The organism is Shewanella sp. cp20 (assembly GCF_000832025.1).
Lineage (GTDB): Bacteria > Pseudomonadota > Gammaproteobacteria > Enterobacterales > Shewanellaceae > Shewanella.
In genome coordinates this window covers 155,384-171,160 of record NZ_JPII01000016.1, presented here as the reverse complement: position 1 = coordinate 171,160, position 15,777 = coordinate 155,384, and the positions used below count along the sequence as shown (strand labels likewise).

General features: G+C 54.8%; 10 protein-coding genes and 1 pseudogene. 7 read left to right on the top strand and 4 right to left on the bottom strand.

Annotated elements, in window-relative coordinates:
• Positions 1 to 23 precede the first annotated feature (23 nt).
• On the bottom strand, positions 24 to 1,097 hold the full coding sequence (locus DB48_RS04645; protein ID WP_041509135.1) for a redoxin domain-containing protein: 1,074 nt from the start codon (positions 1,095 to 1,097) through the stop codon (positions 24 to 26).
• A gap of 241 nt (positions 1,098 to 1,338) precedes the next feature.
• Between DB48_RS04645 and DB48_RS04640 the strand changes: the two genes are divergently transcribed.
• Both DB48_RS04640 and DB48_RS04635 read left to right on the top strand, forming a co-directional pair.
• On the top strand, positions 1,339 to 2,178 hold the full coding sequence (locus DB48_RS04640; RefSeq protein ID WP_041509134.1) for an AraC family transcriptional regulator: 840 nt from the start codon (positions 1,339 to 1,341) through the stop codon (positions 2,176 to 2,178).
• Between the two features lie 683 nt (positions 2,179 to 2,861).
• Positions 2,862 to 3,119, top strand: coding sequence for a YfhL family 4Fe-4S dicluster ferredoxin (locus DB48_RS04635; RefSeq protein ID WP_011866582.1), 258 nt, complete (start codon positions 2,862 to 2,864; stop codon positions 3,117 to 3,119).
• Between the two features lie 103 nt (positions 3,120 to 3,222).
• Here the strand turns inward: DB48_RS04635 and ubiT are convergent, their stop codons facing one another.
• Positions 3,223 to 3,735 (bottom strand): ubiquinone anaerobic biosynthesis accessory factor UbiT, encoded by a 513-nt coding sequence (gene ubiT / locus DB48_RS04630; RefSeq protein WP_041509133.1) that lies wholly within the window; start codon positions 3,733 to 3,735, stop codon positions 3,223 to 3,225.
• Between the two features lie 196 nt (positions 3,736 to 3,931).
• Between ubiT and ubiU the strand changes: the two genes are divergently transcribed.
• Positions 3,932 to 4,933: a ubiquinone anaerobic biosynthesis protein UbiU gene (ubiU, locus tag DB48_RS04625; RefSeq protein ID WP_041509132.1), complete on the top strand. Its 1,002-nt coding sequence runs from the start codon at positions 3,932 to 3,934 to the stop codon at positions 4,931 to 4,933.
• Positions 4,934 to 4,976: 43 nt separating this feature from the next.
• Complete coding sequence (locus tag DB48_RS04620; protein WP_041509131.1) at positions 4,977 to 5,822, top strand: U32 family peptidase; 846 nt, start codon at positions 4,977 to 4,979, stop codon at positions 5,820 to 5,822.
• Positions 5,823 to 5,909: 87 nt separating this feature from the next.
• Here the strand turns inward: DB48_RS04620 and DB48_RS04615 are convergent, their stop codons facing one another.
• On the bottom strand, positions 5,910 to 6,608 hold the full coding sequence (locus DB48_RS04615; RefSeq protein ID WP_041509130.1) for a DUF998 domain-containing protein: 699 nt from the start codon (positions 6,606 to 6,608) through the stop codon (positions 5,910 to 5,912).
• Positions 6,609 to 7,078: 470 nt separating this feature from the next.
• Here DB48_RS04615 and DB48_RS04610 point away from each other — a divergent pair.
• The 3 genes and pseudogenes from DB48_RS04610 to DB48_RS04600 all read left to right on the top strand — a co-directional run bounded on the left by DB48_RS04610 (position 7,079) and on the right by DB48_RS04600 (position 14,236).
• Positions 7,079 to 8,433 (top strand): annotated as a pseudogene (locus DB48_RS04610) (YjiH family protein).
• A gap of 251 nt (positions 8,434 to 8,684) precedes the next feature.
• Complete coding sequence (locus tag DB48_RS04605) at positions 8,685 to 12,356, top strand: two-component regulator propeller domain-containing protein (protein ID WP_041509129.1); 3,672 nt, start codon at positions 8,685 to 8,687, stop codon at positions 12,354 to 12,356.
• A gap of 116 nt (positions 12,357 to 12,472) precedes the next feature.
• Entirely contained in the window at positions 12,473 to 14,236 is a 1,764-nt protein-coding gene (locus DB48_RS04600; RefSeq protein WP_235375335.1) for a GNAT family N-acyltransferase, read from the top strand.
• A gap of 101 nt (positions 14,237 to 14,337) precedes the next feature.
• Here the strand turns inward: DB48_RS04600 and dapE are convergent, their stop codons facing one another.
• A complete protein-coding gene (dapE, locus tag DB48_RS04595) occupies positions 14,338 to 15,612 on the bottom strand; it encodes a succinyl-diaminopimelate desuccinylase (RefSeq protein ID WP_082035580.1) in 1,275 nt (424 codons plus the stop codon).
• Between the last annotated feature and the right edge of the window lie 165 nt (positions 15,613 to 15,777).

Here is a 15,777-nt window from a genome sequence, read left to right as displayed (position 1 = left end):
GTATGCTTTGCACTCCAAGCCGTTTATTGTTCGTTGAGCAAGGATTGGAGGCGCTCGGTAAAATCAGCTGCTTTGGCACTGACCTTTTCGGTTATCCTGCCCGACTCATCGATATAGACTATGGTTGGCAACTGAGTCACGCCAAACAGTCCGAAAAGAGTGCCCTCCTCGTCAAAGACGATCGGCAAACGCGTGTGGTAGTTGGTCTGGTATTGGACCAGCTCGGCCTGGGATGCCCAGAGGTTGGTGGAAACATGCAGCCACTGGGCTTTGCTGTTAGAGGCTGACTGCTCAACCATTTCCCGCACCAACTGACACGATTTGGCCGTTTCCGGCTCTGAGTCGACCAGGTACCACTCACACCATGGCGAGAAGAACACCAACCCCGTCGCTTTACCCTGTTGATCGGCGGACGGCAGCGGGTGATAGGTATCATCAATCGATCTCAATGCCAAAGAGGCCAGCTTATCGCCGAGCTGGTAGCCCGAGGCTCTCTCGGCCACAACGCCGCTAGGCGGCGCCGCGTCGGCAACACTGCCGCTGGCAACCTCTTTCAATGCCTGATGAAAGGCTTCGTCATCCTGATGCCCCACGTATGCGATACGGCCACTCTTATCGATCAAGAAGTGCTGTGGAGTCACCCTCAACTTAAAGGCCCGTGCCAAGCTGCCGTCGTCTATGGTCACCGGCATGGTCAGCCCCTCCTTCTTTATAAAGGCACTGACAGAATCGATGTCGTCGCTGATCCCCGTATTAACGGAAATCACCTGTAGCTTGTCGCCATACTGCTGATAAATCTCTTCAAATCCGGGCATTTGCTGGCGACATGGTACACACCAGGTTGCCCAAAACTTGATGTAAACCGGTTTGTTACCATAAAGCTCGCCCAGATTGAGCGTATCTCCGGCCAGTGTCGTCAGCTCTCGCTGCGGCGCCGGCGTGCCAAGCAGTTCACTGCCGGCGAGCTTGGCCCTTCTCTCCCCTTCTGCGGCAAAATCATCTTCTGCTAAGGCCTGCCCCACAAACACGCTGGACAGAAACAAGGCAGAAAAACTCACAATCAGCAACTTGGATCGTTTAAGGGTTAGATGTGTCATGCTGTATTCCCATAGTTAGGTAATGAACAAATAAAAGCCGCGTGCCTAATGGCCATGCCAGCTGAATAACTGCATCGTCTGGCGTTGGCAAAGCAATGAAATAGCGGGTATCACGGCGATAGGAATCTTATGTAAAGTTTGGAAATGCGAATTGTAAAATTTCGACATTTGATTAAGATTCGAAAGAGAACGACGAGCTTTTAGCGCCATTCGGACACAGATAAACTGGACAGAGAGGTTAATGGAGCAGATTAACATGCCCCCCTTGCCACACCTTGGCTTTCAGCGCCTTCAACCCAGCGTCGCGCTGCAGCCATATATCAAGTGCTACTGGCACATATATAGAGCGGCGGGATCTGAGTACTCATCGACGGAATTTATGCATCCAGAGGGCGGCAGTGGCATCATCTTCAATTTTGGTGCGCCCATCCACCTTGACGGCGTGCCCCATAGGTCGTCGTGTCTGGTAACTGGCCCTACGAGGCAAAGCACAAAATTGGAGTTGTTTGGTCAGGTGGACGCATTGGGGATCCGCTTCTGGCCCGGCACAGGACGCGCGTTTTTAAGCTCGCCTCTTTCTGAGATGCTGGGGCAAAATCTGACGCCAGAGGACCTGTCCCTGACGCTGCTTAGCCATGAATTGGTTGAGCGCCTGGCCATACAGCCGACGCTACAGGAGCGTATCACCCTTCTGGAAACCAGGCTGATGCAATATCTGGCTGGCAAAGCGCCATTGGCCGAAAAAAACGAGCCCAGCATGCGATACGCATTAAGCTGGATAACCAAGCAGAAAGGCCAGGGAGAGCTGCACCAATTACTGACTGAGATAGACATCAGTCAACGACAACTCGAACGCTTGTTTCAGCAAAACCTAGGCTTATCGCCCAAATACTTCAGCATCTTACAGCGCACCGGCTTCGCCAAAGACTTGCTCAGGCAAGACACAGCCCAATCGCTTACAGACATAGGCTATCACGCTGGCTTCTATGACCAGGCACACTTCATTCGAGAATTTAAGAAGGTGATAGGTATTACGCCTGGAAGTTACAGGAACAAGGCCTTGCACAATCAAAAACGCTAGGGCCTGTTGACCTTTTGAGAACAAATTTTGTTCTAATTGAGCACGTTCAAATCGCGGCATGAGGCTTGGAGTATAGTTATTCTATATAAAAGCCGAGTAACAAAGCGTTGAACGTGATCAAGACGAACCCTGCGGGCAACGTCTGTATCATTTTTCTACTGCGTTATCGCGCATTGATGTAGTGCACTAGATTACAATCGCTCTGCCTTGTATAAAATCAATACAGAGTGCTGCAAAAATGAACGCGAAAGATAAACAGGCCCTAAGGCCTGTATCTATTACCCGGTCACGCAAGCAGATATGTGCGATCTGCAAACTAAAGTAAAAATAAAAGCAAATCGACGCACATCTCACCAAAGCTAATTTGTCATCAGATAGCCGAGCCCTGTGATACAATGGGCCTTAAGGGATTTTCTGCCGTAAATAAGCGCGCACTCGGCCTCATTTGAACGAGTAGCACCACAACACACTCGGCCAAATCTGAGTGGCTGTTTGTGTGACTACTTGTGTGACTGTTTGCGTGACTGTTTGCGTGACTGTTTGTGCGACTGTCTTATATAACTGGCACGAGAAAATCAGAGTAAAGCAAAGGCCCTTTTTCGGCCCTGATTAGAATATCGACAACAATCATAACCATGGGTATTTGATTGTTATTTAGAGTAGAAACAAGGTATTACAAATAGATGGCATTACTGATCGACGACAGCTGTATCAACTGTGACATGTGTGAACCTGAGTGTCCCAACCAGGCGATCACCATGGGGGAAGAGATCTATGAGATAGATCCTAACCTGTGCACCGAATGCGTCGGCCACTACGACAAGCCTACCTGCGTCTCCGTTTGCCCCATCGACTGTATCGATCCGGACCCAGCCCATGTGGAGTCCCAGGATGAACTCCTGGTCAAGTATCACCTGATCACCGGCAAGCCGATCGACTAACGGGCCAAGCACAGTTAGCTATCATCAGATGGTCAAATATGAACAAATAAAAAAGCGAAGCTCAGGCTTCGCTTTTTTATTGCCGCTCGTCTTCAGAAGGCTATCAAGCCCAAGACATATCGGCCTGGCGCTGCAACTGGGTCAGCATGCTCGCCGCCTGAGTGATGCTCTGGCGCATAATCAGCGGCATGGAATCGAACTCTATGCTGAGCAGCAGGTTCTTGACCTCGAGACCCAGCTCGGTATCTCCTTCGATGGCCAGACGGCGCTGGAAAAACAAGGTGTCAGGGTCTTCCTTCGCGGCGGCAATCAGCAGTAGCGCCTGACTACAGGCGCTGAAGCTCACCTCCGCCTCGCCACTTTCGCGAACGATGAGGCGCTCATCGAAGCTCACCTCGAAGCTTAACTCGAGATCGGTCACAGAGATCTTCACCCAGCGCCCCTGCAAAAAATCCAGTTCACCATCTTGGACCTGCGCCGACATCAGCAGGTTTAAGATGCGCTCAAGAAGCTGAGCCTTAATCGAAAAAGGCACTAAGTTTAAAGGCTTAGCTATGACCTTAGGGCCATATTGCAATAGATGTTTGGCCATATTTGCCAACACACTTCGCTGCATGACTGACGTTCTCCTACCAAATTTGCGGACCGAAATCGTGACCTCGATCAATGTTTAGTCAGGTTCCCGACAACTGCTGTCGAGAGTGATAAGGAAATCAATTTTAACCAGATTTTATGATCACAAACCTGTTTTACATCAAGAATTGTTCAGCCAATCCCTTTTACACTGCACACTTTTTAAGGGAGAACAGCACATGGAACTTCTTTGTCCGGCGGGTAACCTCGCCTCCCTCAAGGTCGCCTTAAACGCCGGTGCCGACGCCGTCTACCTTGGGCTAAAAAACGATACCAATGCCCGCTCCTTCGCCGGGCTTAACTTTACACCGGAAAAATTGGCCGAGGCGGCCAGGCTGACCCAAAGGGCCGGTAAGAAGATTTTTCTCACCATCAACACCTTCCCTAAACCGGGCGAGGAGCAGCGCTGGTACCAGGCGATCGATCTGGCGGCCGATACGGGCGTCGATGCCTTGATCATGGCCGATCTCTCCCTGCTGGACTATGCCCACAGCCGCTATCCCCACCTGCCCTTGCATCTGTCGGTGCAGGCTAGTGCCACCAACCTGGGCGCCCTTAGCCTCTATAAGCAGGAGTTCAATATCGACCGCGTGGTGCTGCCACGGGTACTGTCGATGAAACAGGTCAGAGACCTTGCCAAGGTGACCCCGGTAGATCTCGAGGTGTTTGCCTTCGGCAGCTTGTGCATCATGGCTGAGGGCCGCTGCCACCTCTCCTCCTATGTGACGGGCCAATCCCCCAACACGGGCGGCTCCTGCTCACCGGCGAAACACGTACGCTGGCAGGATGTGGGCGACAGCCAACAGACCCGGCTCAATGATGTGTTGATCGACCAGTCCGGTAAGGATGAGCAGATGGGCTATCCCGTGGTCTGCAAGGGACGCTACACCACCAGCGACAGTCAGGAAGCCTCACACCTGCTGGAGTCTCCCACCAGCCTCAATACACTCAGCCTGCTACCTGAGCTCGCCAAGGCCCGTGTGGTGTCTCTCAAGATCGAGGGGCGTCAGCGCAGCCCGGCCTACGTGGAGCAGGTCACCCGGGTGTGGCGTCAGGCGATAGACACCTACCTGAACGACCCACAGGCCTACAGCACTCAGGCCCAATGGGACCAGGCCCTGGCCAAGGTCTCCGAAGGACAGGTCACCACACTCGGCGCCTATGAGCGTACCTGGCAATAACTGCGGACAAAAACCGCGAGCAAAAAGACAAAAGGATAACAAGATGAAAACCTCATTAGGACCGATCCAATATTGCTGGCCCAAAGAGAAGGTGATCGAGTTTTATGAAACAGCGGCACAGAGCAGCGTGCCATTAGTCTATCTGGGCGAGACAGTATGCAGTCGTCGCCGGGAGCTCAAGTTTAGCGACTATCTCGACCTAGCACACATGCTAAAGGCGGCTGGCAAGGAAGTAGTGCTCTCGACCCTGACACTCATCGAGGCACAATCGGAATTTACCGAGCTTAAGAAGCAGGTGGAGAATGGCGAATTCGCCATAGAAGCCAACGATGTGGGTGCCATCTACCTGGCCAAGGAACAAGGCATCCCCTTCGTCTGTGGCCCCAGCGTCAACAGCTATAACGCCGCGACGCTGAAAAAGTTTGCCAGCTGGGGCATGCAGCGTTTCGTAATGCCACTTGAACTGTCCAAGGCCTGGCTCACCCAGGTGCTCGACGATCTCGCCCCGCGCCAGGTCGAAGTCGAGGTGTTCGGCCATGGCTATATGCCACTGGCCCACTCGGCTCGCTGCTTTACCGCCCGTCACAAGGGGCTGACCAAGGATAAGTGTCAAACCATATGTATCGAAAACCCCGAGGGCCTATTGGTGCAGACCCAGGAAGATCAGCCGCTGCTGCGTCTCAACGGTATTCAGACACAGTCGGCCAACTATATGGATCTGTGCGACCAGCAGACTCAGATGCAGGCGCTGGGGGTCGACTATTTCCGCATCTCCCCCTCGTCGCTGGCATCCATCGACTTGGCCGGTGCACTCCCGGCCAAATCGGCCAGCCACGACAGGCAGTGTAACGGCTACTGGCACCAGCTGCCCGGTCTGACTCAAAGCTAAAGACTCAAAGCTAAATGAAAGATAGGGCTTAATCGGGATTCAACCAGATTAAGGAAATGAAAGCTCGGCGTAACCCACCGCCTAAGGTTAATCGAGTCGACGCATCTCTCGCTGGGTCCACACCAGCGAGAGCAACCACCCCATGAAGCTAAACAGGGCCGCCCACTCCATGATCACCGGAAAACGGATCTCGGGTCTTGGCTCGACCATCACGAGATCATGGTAAAACCAGGTCCCGTTAGCCACCATACCATCATCCGTATGGGCCATCAGGATAAACACCAAGAGCAACCCCAGCGTCAGGCCAGAGAGCAACAGGCTGCCGCGCAGGGCAAATCGCTTGGGTCTGCCTCTGCGTCTTAGCAGATAGATAAGATAGGCCGCCACGCTCATCGCCGCGAAGTAGAAGAAATATTCTATGCCTAAGATATGCAAGTGGTAGACGTTAACCGGAAACAGGCCGACACAGGCCAGCGCCAGCAACGACGACACCAACACAGAGAAACTGGTCAGCACCCAGGGGCCATCGCTGTTTTGCAGGGCAAACAGGGCAAACAACACCAGGCTCAGGCTGCCAAAGAAGAGACCACCGTTAAACACGACGGCAAGCTCGGAGTGGCCATACTGACCCAGCTCACTCAGGGAAAAATTAAAGAAGCTAAAGCCCTGGCCGCTGTAATCGCTAAATCCTAAGCTAGCCGCCAGCAGGCCGATAAGATGTCCTAAGAGTCCAAGCAAGCCAAACCTAAATGCTAATTTAGACAGTTTCTGCTCTTTTGAAGTCATAGGTCCTTTATCATTTAACACACTCATCGGTTAACCATATATGGAATCAGAAATTTTTGCAGAGGTCTAGCGCATATTTCTGACACGAACTGCATAAGATCTCGGCAGAAATCATACCTTGAGAATAATAGCGCACCATCCCAGTAATGAGACCTCCCTGCCCCAGCAGCCCGCCACCACGCAACGGCTCAGCAACAATTACACAACCTTGTTTTCAAAGGGGTTTAACCAATATTTACCTAGCCTAGCGCTTGGCAATTTGGGTACAATATAAATAGTCATAAAGTGCTAATAACTATGCTGCGACGGTGAAACCGTTCACCAAGCATTATAATCGTTTTACATCACTGGACTTAGGGGGTAACCTTCCCCGCTTATCTCATGAATGGATATTCAGAGTGTATTGATTAACGGATCTTTGAGTAGATGGCGACCCTTACTTGGGAAGCTAAGAATAAAGGCTAAATAAAGTGGCTGAAAAACAAACCCATAACATAAAAACAGTGCTGACGTTTCTAGTCCCCTCCATTATCGGACTGTTACTCTTCATGACCCCCATTAGCTATCAAGATGCCATCACGATCCCCATCGCCATCGTATCTAAGGGGCTGCAAAACCTATTGGGCGATAGCATTGTCGCCATCGTCACCGCCATTGTGGTGCTCACCGCTATCGCGACGCTGATTTGTAAGCTGGCAAAACCAGCGATACTCAAGCGCTATCCCTTCTTTGGTGCCTTGCTCGATGTCAGCCCCATTGGACCCTAGTGCGTGTCCTGGGCGCCATCTTTATCGTGCTGACCTTTACCGGCACAGGGCCTGAGGCGATTCACTCGGGTAATACCGGCGCACTCGTACTCAACGACCTGCTGCCCGTGCTATTTTGCGTGTTTATCTTTGCCGGCATGTTGCTACCACTGCTGCTCAACTTCGGCCTGCTGGAGCTTTTCGGCACCCTGCTGACCAAGGTGATGCGCCCCGTGTTCAACCTGCCCGGCCGCAGCGCCATCGACTGTATGGCCTCCTGGCTGGGTGATGGCAGCGTCGGCATTCTGATGACCAGCAAGCAGTATGAATCCCGTTTCTATACCCAGAGAGAGGCGGCGGTGATAGGCACCACCTTCTCGGCGGTCTCTATTACCTTCTCACTGGTGGTGATCTCCCAGGTCAAACTGGAACACCTGTTCGTGCCCTTCTATCTCACCGTCTGTCTGGCCGGTGTCGTGGCGGCGATTGTCGTACCAAAACTGCCCCCACTCTCTTGGAAGAAAGACCACTACATAGATGAGACGCCGCGTCACCCTGACGATGAAGTGATCCCCCATGGCCGCGGCGTATTCGCCTGGGGCTTAGAGCAGGCACTGGCCAAGGCAGCCAAGGCTGACGGTGTGGGTCACACGGTCAAAGATGGTCTGAAGAATGTCATCGATATGATTTTCGGCGTCATCCCCGTGGTGATGGCCATAGGTACTGTGGCGCTGATGATCGCCGAATACACGCCTATCTTTAACTATCTGGGCATGCCCTTTATTCCACTGCTGGAACTGCTGCAGGTGCCGGAAGCCGCCGAAGCCTCTAAGACCATAGTGGTGGGCTTTGCCGACATGTTCATTCCCTCTATCCTGGCCAGCTCCATCGAGTCAGACATGACCCGCTTCATCATCGCCGCCATGTCGGTGACCCAGCTGATCTACATGAGTGAAGTCGGCGCCCTGCTGATCGGCAGCAAGATCCCGGTCAATATCGTCGAGCTGTTTGTCATCTTTATCCTCAGAACCCTGGTCACCCTGCCGGTGATCGCCGGTGTCGCCCACCTCATCTTCTAGGGCAGAGACGTTAAACGTAAAAGGGCAGCTCAGGCTGCCCTTTCTTATGGCCAAAACGGCACATTATCTTATTCATTCAACTCGCTATTTCCCCAAAGACTTCTAAACTTAAACACTCAAGAAGTGCTCGTTTTATGGGGGGCCATGAGGATATTTATCTCTCCCAATTCCCCAAAAACTGAGTGCCAAACAGCCCCCTAGATCACAAGGGCCAAGTTATGACTTGCAAATACACGAGTTGGCGCGCCTAGATGAGAGCTTTCATCCTCTTACTCCTGCTCTTGGTGAGCCAGCACAGCCAGGCCTTCAACTATCAGCCGCAATTCGATTCATTCGGCGCCAAGGAGGGGCTGTCGATGAATACGGTCACAGATATCGTCAACGACAAGGATGGCCATCTGTGGGTCGCCACCCAAGCCGGGCTCAACCGCTACGATGGTAAGCGTTTCAAGATCTTCGACACCCGGGATGATGAACGCGGCCCCTCGGCCAAATTTATCAAGAAACTGCATTTCAGCCGCAATACCCTATGGCTTATCACCCGTAACGAAGGGATCAACCGCTATCACGCCGACAGTGGGCGCTTCGAGCCCTTCAACGCCAGTAACAGTCCGCTACCCGACGATATCGTCGACCTGGACGAAGACGCCGAGGGCAACCTCTGGCTCGCCACCGCAGACAACCGCCTGCTCTACTTCTCCCCCGCCAGCAATAAGCTGCTGGCCACCCTGGACAGCAGCAACACCCCTGGCCTGCCCGGCGGGCGTATCAACACCCTATATCGCGATAGACAGGAGAGGCTCTGGATTGGCACCCTCAACGGCCTCGCTAGTCTTAAACAGACGCAGGACAAGGTTAGCCTGACCCAATATGCCCAGGCCGAGCTTCGCGGCGTCTCCGCCATCGAGGCGGGTAAGAGTAACACCCTCTGGGTAGGCACCCAGACCCGCGGCCTGTTCCTGCTGGATATCACCAACGACCAGGCCATGGCTATCGACTCCGTGCCCGCCAGCGCCGCCTTCTCCATTTCCGCCCTCAAGCGAGACAAGTTCGGCAGCCTCTGGATTGGTTTTCGCGCCCAGGGCTTAGCCAGATATGAGCCAAGCAGTGACGAGCTCCACAGGCTCAACGCATCCGCCGAGAACCGTTACAGCATCAACAGCCCTGTCATCACCTCGCTATGGGTTGATAACGAACAGCAGCTATGGATCGGCAGCAAGGGCGGCGGCCTGAGCAAGACCTTTCTCGACGCCCAATATTTCGGCCACGTGCATGGCTTTAGCTTCATCGACAACAACCTGCTTAATGTGGACATTCGTAGCCTGCTGGAGGACAGCCAGGGTACCCTCTGGGTCGGCACCGCCAGCGGGGTCTATCGGGGGCTAAAAAACACCAGGGGCGAACTGGCAGGCTTTGCCCCCTTCCATGTGCAAAACCCCAGGCTGGCTCAGGCCTTCGTCAGTTTCATCAAGGAGGATGCCAGCGGCCAGCTGTGGATAGGCACCCGGGGCGATGGCCTCTTCATCTATACCGCCGACAAGCAGAGCTATATTCACTATCTAACCGATGCCAAGAGCCCAAACAGCCTGCCCAGCAATCAGCTGTATTCACTCTATTTCGACCATAAGGGGACCCCCTGGATCACCAGCAGAGATGGCGGAGTCGCCAGATATGCCGGCATAGCAACAGGCTTTATTAGTGTGCCGCTCCCCATCAAGACGGTCACAGATATGCTGCAGGACAGCGACGGCAACTATTGGCTCACCTCCTCCAGCGACGGCCTGCTCAGGCTTGCGGTCGACGGCGAGATCACCCACTTTTCCACGCATACCCCCAATGCCTTGCCCAAGCACCTGTTCTCCATTATCCCTGGTGACAACCACAGCCTGTGGATTGCCAGCAACGAGGGATTGCTGCATTTCAACACCCGGGATTTCAGCAGCCAACTGCTTACCACGGCAGATGGCCTGATCGACGATACCATCTATCTGCTGTTCGCCGACCAGCGCCGTCACCTGTGGCTTGGCACCACCAAGGGGCTGACCCACCTAGACCCCGACAGCCTAAAGATCACCAACTACACCGACCTCGATGGTATACAGGACAACGAGTTTAACTTCGGTGCGGCGACACTGGGCCGCGATAACAGCCTCTACCTGGGGGGCGTCAACGGCTTCAACCACTTTAACCCGTCACAGCTCCCCAGGCGTCAACCGCCAACCCTGCCAGTGATCACAGATCTCTTTGTCTTGGGTCAGGCTCAGGGGCTGCCGGATATGGACAAGGGCACCCCCAGGCTGCCACCGGCCTTGACCCTATCCCATACGGCCGACATCTTCTCGCTGCATTATCACAGCCCAGATCTGCACAACGCCACCCGACTCAGCTACCAGTACCGTCTGCTTGGGCTCAACGACACCTGGATCGCCGGCTCGCCGGAGCAGGTCGCCTACTTCACCGGGCTCAATCCAGGCAGCTATCTGTTTGAGATCCGCGCCAAGGATATAAATCAGCAATACAGCCCCATCAGGCGCCTGCAGATCATGCTAGAACCGGCCCCCTGGCAGTCGCCCTTCGCCTACACCTTCTATTTCACCCTGACCCTGATGCTGGTGAGCCTGATCTTCTATCGCAAGTGGTCTCAGTATCAGCAGCAGGCAGCACTGCTGCATGAGGTGGCCGAGAGCGAACAGCGCCTACAGCTGGCGCTGTGGGGCAGTGGCGACGAGTTCTGGGACTGGAACATTGTTCATGGCAACGCGACCCGCACCAATACCTTCCTCAAGTATCCCGAGCAGGAAGAGGAGCTTAAGAAGACCATCGCCAGCTGCGTCCACCCAGACGACATCCCCAAGGTTTCTCGGGTCGCCAAGGAGTGCATCAACGATCAAATAGACAAATTCTCCCTCACCTATCGCGGCCTGGCGCCCGACGGCGAATGGCTCTGGGTACTCAATCGCGGCCAGGTGGTGGAGCGTGACGAGATGGGCAGGGCGGTGCGTATCGCCGGTACCATCAAGAACATTCAGCAGCAAAAAGAGACAGAGCATGCCCTGCGCGAGCTCAATCAGCGCCTGGAGCAGCGCGTAGCCGAACGCACCCTGGAGCTGCAGCAGCGTAACGACGAACTAAAGCACACCCTGGATGAGCTGGAACATACCCAGGGCGAGCTGATGGACAAGGAGAAGATGGCGGCACTCGGCGGTCTGGTGGCCAGTATCACCCACGAGGTCAATACCCCCATCGGCATCAGCGTCACCGCCGCCTCCCACCTGCAGGAGAGCGTCAAACATTTCGACCAGCTCTATCGCCGGGGCGAGATCACCGAAGAGGATTTCGAAGAGTACCAAACCGAGGTGGCCGAGTGCTGCCGCCTGGTTCTGGCTAACCTGGAGCGCGCTTCTAAGCTAATTGCCAGCTTCAAACAGGTCTCTGTGGATCAATCCCACGAGGATGTGCGTGAGTTCGACCTACACGCCTATCTGGAGGAGATCTTCATCTCCCTCAACCCCATGCTGTCACGCACCCCCCATGAGTACAGCTATCACTGCCCCGAGAAGCTGATCATCAGGAGTACCCCGGGGGCCTTCTACCAGATCGTCAGCAATCTGTTTAACAACTCGGTGATCCACGCTTACCCAGATGGTAGGTCGGGCCAGCTGAGCCTGGAGGTGACACGCACAGATGACGGCATCTGCATCACCTACCAAGACGATGGCTGCGGCATGCCAGAGGATATCCAGGCCCAGGTATTCCAGCCCTTCTTCACCACCAAACGAGGCAAAGGCGGCAGTGGCCTGGGGATGAATATCGTCTCTAATATAGTCACTCAGGTGTTGAAGGGAGAGATCAGCATAGACTCTCAGGAGGGGCGCGGCAGCACCTTCATCATACGTCTGCCCGACAGCCTCATCGTGCAGTAGGCGTCATCTGGCTGCAATAATTTGTTCATCTACTAGTCAAACTCCCCTCTTACTCTGACGCTATGGCTAGGGTGTCTCCATAACGGGCACCAACCCCTACACAGCGAGCAGAGCCCATGCAAAAGATGATTTTTACCGTAGACGATGTGGTTGCCAACAACCTGCCCAAGCTCAATCAGAGCCCCTGGCTGGCGACCCCCACCAAGGCGCTGCTGCGCTATTTCCTGATGGAGAAAGAGTGCCATGCCATCACTCAGGAGTTCGATTACCTCGAGGGTGTAGACTTTATCGAACAGGTACTGGCCAGTTTCAACTTCACCTATAGCGTGCCCAGCACCGAGGTCGAGAATATCCCCAGCGAGGGACGGGTGGTGATCTACGCCAATCATCCCATCGGCTCCCTCGATGCCCTGGCGATGATCAAGCTTATCAGCAAGGTGCGCCCGGACATTAAGGTGGTGGCTAACGAGCTGTTGATGGCCCTTGAGCCGCTGCACTCCATCCTGCTGCCCGTACGCAACATGACAGGCGGCACCCCCAAACAGCACCTTGAGAAGATCCACCAGCACCTCAAGAGCGAAGGCGCCGTGCTGATCTTCCCCTCTGGCGAGGTGTCGCGTCTGCGCCCCAATGGCGTACGGGATCTGCACTGGCACAGCGGCTTTTTGAAGATCGCCAAGGCCTGTCAGGCGCCGCTACTGCCCATGTTTGCCGACGCCAAAAACTCCGCCACCTTCTACGGCGCCTCGATGATCTACAAGCCCCTGGCCAGCCTGCTGCTGGTCAAGGAGATGTTTAAGCAGGCCAAGCGCACCATGCCCCTGCGCATAGGTCAGCTGATCCCCAAGGAGGTGGTGGCCAGCAGCGATTTCCCACTCAAGACCCAGGTAAAGCTGCTCAAGAACCACCTGTACCGCATCGGCAAGAATCGCAGCCCCCTGTTTAAGACCCAGAATGCCATCGCCCACCCCGAGTCCCGCAGCGACCTGATCGAGGCGCTGTCCCAGTGCGAGTTGCTCGGTCAGACCCACGACGAGAAGCTTATCTATCTCTATCGCCACAAGCAGAGCAACCCCATCATGCGCGAGATTGGCAGGCTGAGGGAGATCGCCTTTCGCGCCGTGGGCGAAGGCAGCGGCAAGCGCCGCGACACAGACAAGTACGACGCCAATTATCTACATCTGGTGCTCTGGGATCACAAGGCGCTGGAGATTGTCGGCGCCTACCGCTTCGCCAGTGCCAAGCACCTCTACCAGGATGAGGCTAAAGGCCTCTACAGCCAGTCCTTGTTTCAGTACCGCGACGAGTTCGCTCCCTATTTCGAGCAGGGGCTGGAGCTGGGACGCAGCTTCGTGCAGCCTAAATATTGGGGCAAGCGCAGCCTGGACTATCTCTGGTTCGGCATAGGCGCCTTCCTCGCCAGACACCCACAATATCGCTACCTGTTCGGCCCAGTTTCCATCAGCGACGCCCTGCCCGAGCAGGCCAAGGCGATGCTGGTCTACTTCTATCAGACCCACTTCTGCCCAGTTCAGGAGCTGGCCCACGCCAACAGCCGCTACAGCTTCACGCCGGAGCAGCACGAGCGGCTCGAAGCCCTGTTCCCCGGCGAAGACTATCAAGCGGAGTTTAAGCAGCTCAAGCAGGCGCTCGCCAGCATGGGCGCGGCGGTTCCCGCCCTGTATAAGCAATATGGCGAGCTGTGCGATGGCCTAGGCGTAAGCTTCCTCGACTTTGGCATAGACGCCGAATTTGGCGACTGCATCGACGGCCTGGTCTTGGTCGACACCCACAAGCTCAAGGCGAAGAAGCGCGCCCGCTACATCGACTGCCACCTGCCCGAGCTCAACACCGGCGGCGAAGATAGCCAATTGAAGTAGCTGATTAAAGTAACCCAATAGCTGGTACAGATTGCATAAACAAAAAGACGCCCTGAGGCGTCTTTTTTGCCGCCTTAATTTGAGTGCTTAATGATTAGTGATTAGCGATGAAAGCGCATCAGCAGGGCGCGATAGATCTGATACAGGCGTACTATCTGCGCCAGCTCCACCCGCTCGTTGACCTGATGTATGCTGTGGTTAGGTAACCCAAGTTCGATCACCTGAGTCTGGGGGGATGACAGGAAGCGTCCATCCGAGGTGCCGCCCGAAGTGGAAAGGCGGGGAAAGCTGGCGGTCACCTCGAAGATCGCCGCCTCCACTTGGGCGATCAGGCTCTGCTGGTCATTTTCCTGGGTATGATAGGGGGTACAGCCGCGCTCCCAGCGCAACTTAATGGCATCCTTGCCTAAAGCCAATCCATCGAGACAGCTTTGGATCCGCTCGATAATCCCCGCCTCGCTGTAACGATAGCTGTAGCGGATATTAAAACAGATCTCACAGCTGCCCGGCACGATATTGTCGGTAAAGCTGCCCGAATCCACATGGGTGACCTGTAAACTGGTGCCGGGAAAGTCATCGCTGCCCTCATCCCAGCTAAGGGCCTCCAATGCCTGCATCACCCGCGCCGCCATATGCAGTGCGTTGACGGCATTCTTAGGATAGGCCACATGACCCTGTTTCCCTTTGAGTTGCAGCCGGGCCGAGATGGCGCCGCGACGGCCAATCTTAATCACATCCCCCGCCTGTTTATCGGCGGTCGGCTCGGCCACCACACAGTATTTAGGTAGACGCTGCGCGGCCGCCAGGCGCTCTACCAGGGCGCGGGTACCAAACTCGGCTTCACCCTCTTCATCGCTGGTGACGATAAACTGCCAATTGGCCTTGGGCAGGCCATGACAAGCGATATGATCCTCAACCGCCGCCAGCATCACCGCCAGCCCGGATTTCATATCGACCGCGCCGCGACCTATCAAGGTTTCGCCCAGCAAGGTGGCGGCAAAGGGCGGCGTCTGCCAGCGACTCAGATCGCCAGGCGGGACCACATCCGTGTGGCCGGCCAGTGCCAGCAACGCAGGACGCTCGTCCAAGGATGCCAGCAGATTGCTTACCCCACAATCCTGATAGTGGCTCACCACAAACCCCATGGCCTCAAGCTTTGCCCCTAGCCACCGCTGACACCCGGCATCTTCTGGGGTAATGGAGGGGCGGCGCATCAGCTCACGACAGTAACGCACCGCCTTATGCTGACTCAGATCAGCCTGGTTTAAACTAGCCTGACTCGAATCAGTATGGCTCGGCTCAGAATAGCCAAGCGCCGATAGATTGGAATCTGAGTAAAGAGGTTCGGCCCGATAAGCCAATGGCATGGATTTCATCTTTTTGCCCTGATGCGAAGATAAACCCTGCCATTAAAAGGCAAGCCCATGACATTTATGTGAAATTTAGATGGTCATTTGTTGAACATTCATTTATCTGTTATAACTGGAAACAGGTGATAATTCACCAAAGTTACTGAGAAACATACAAAACTCAGCATTCCC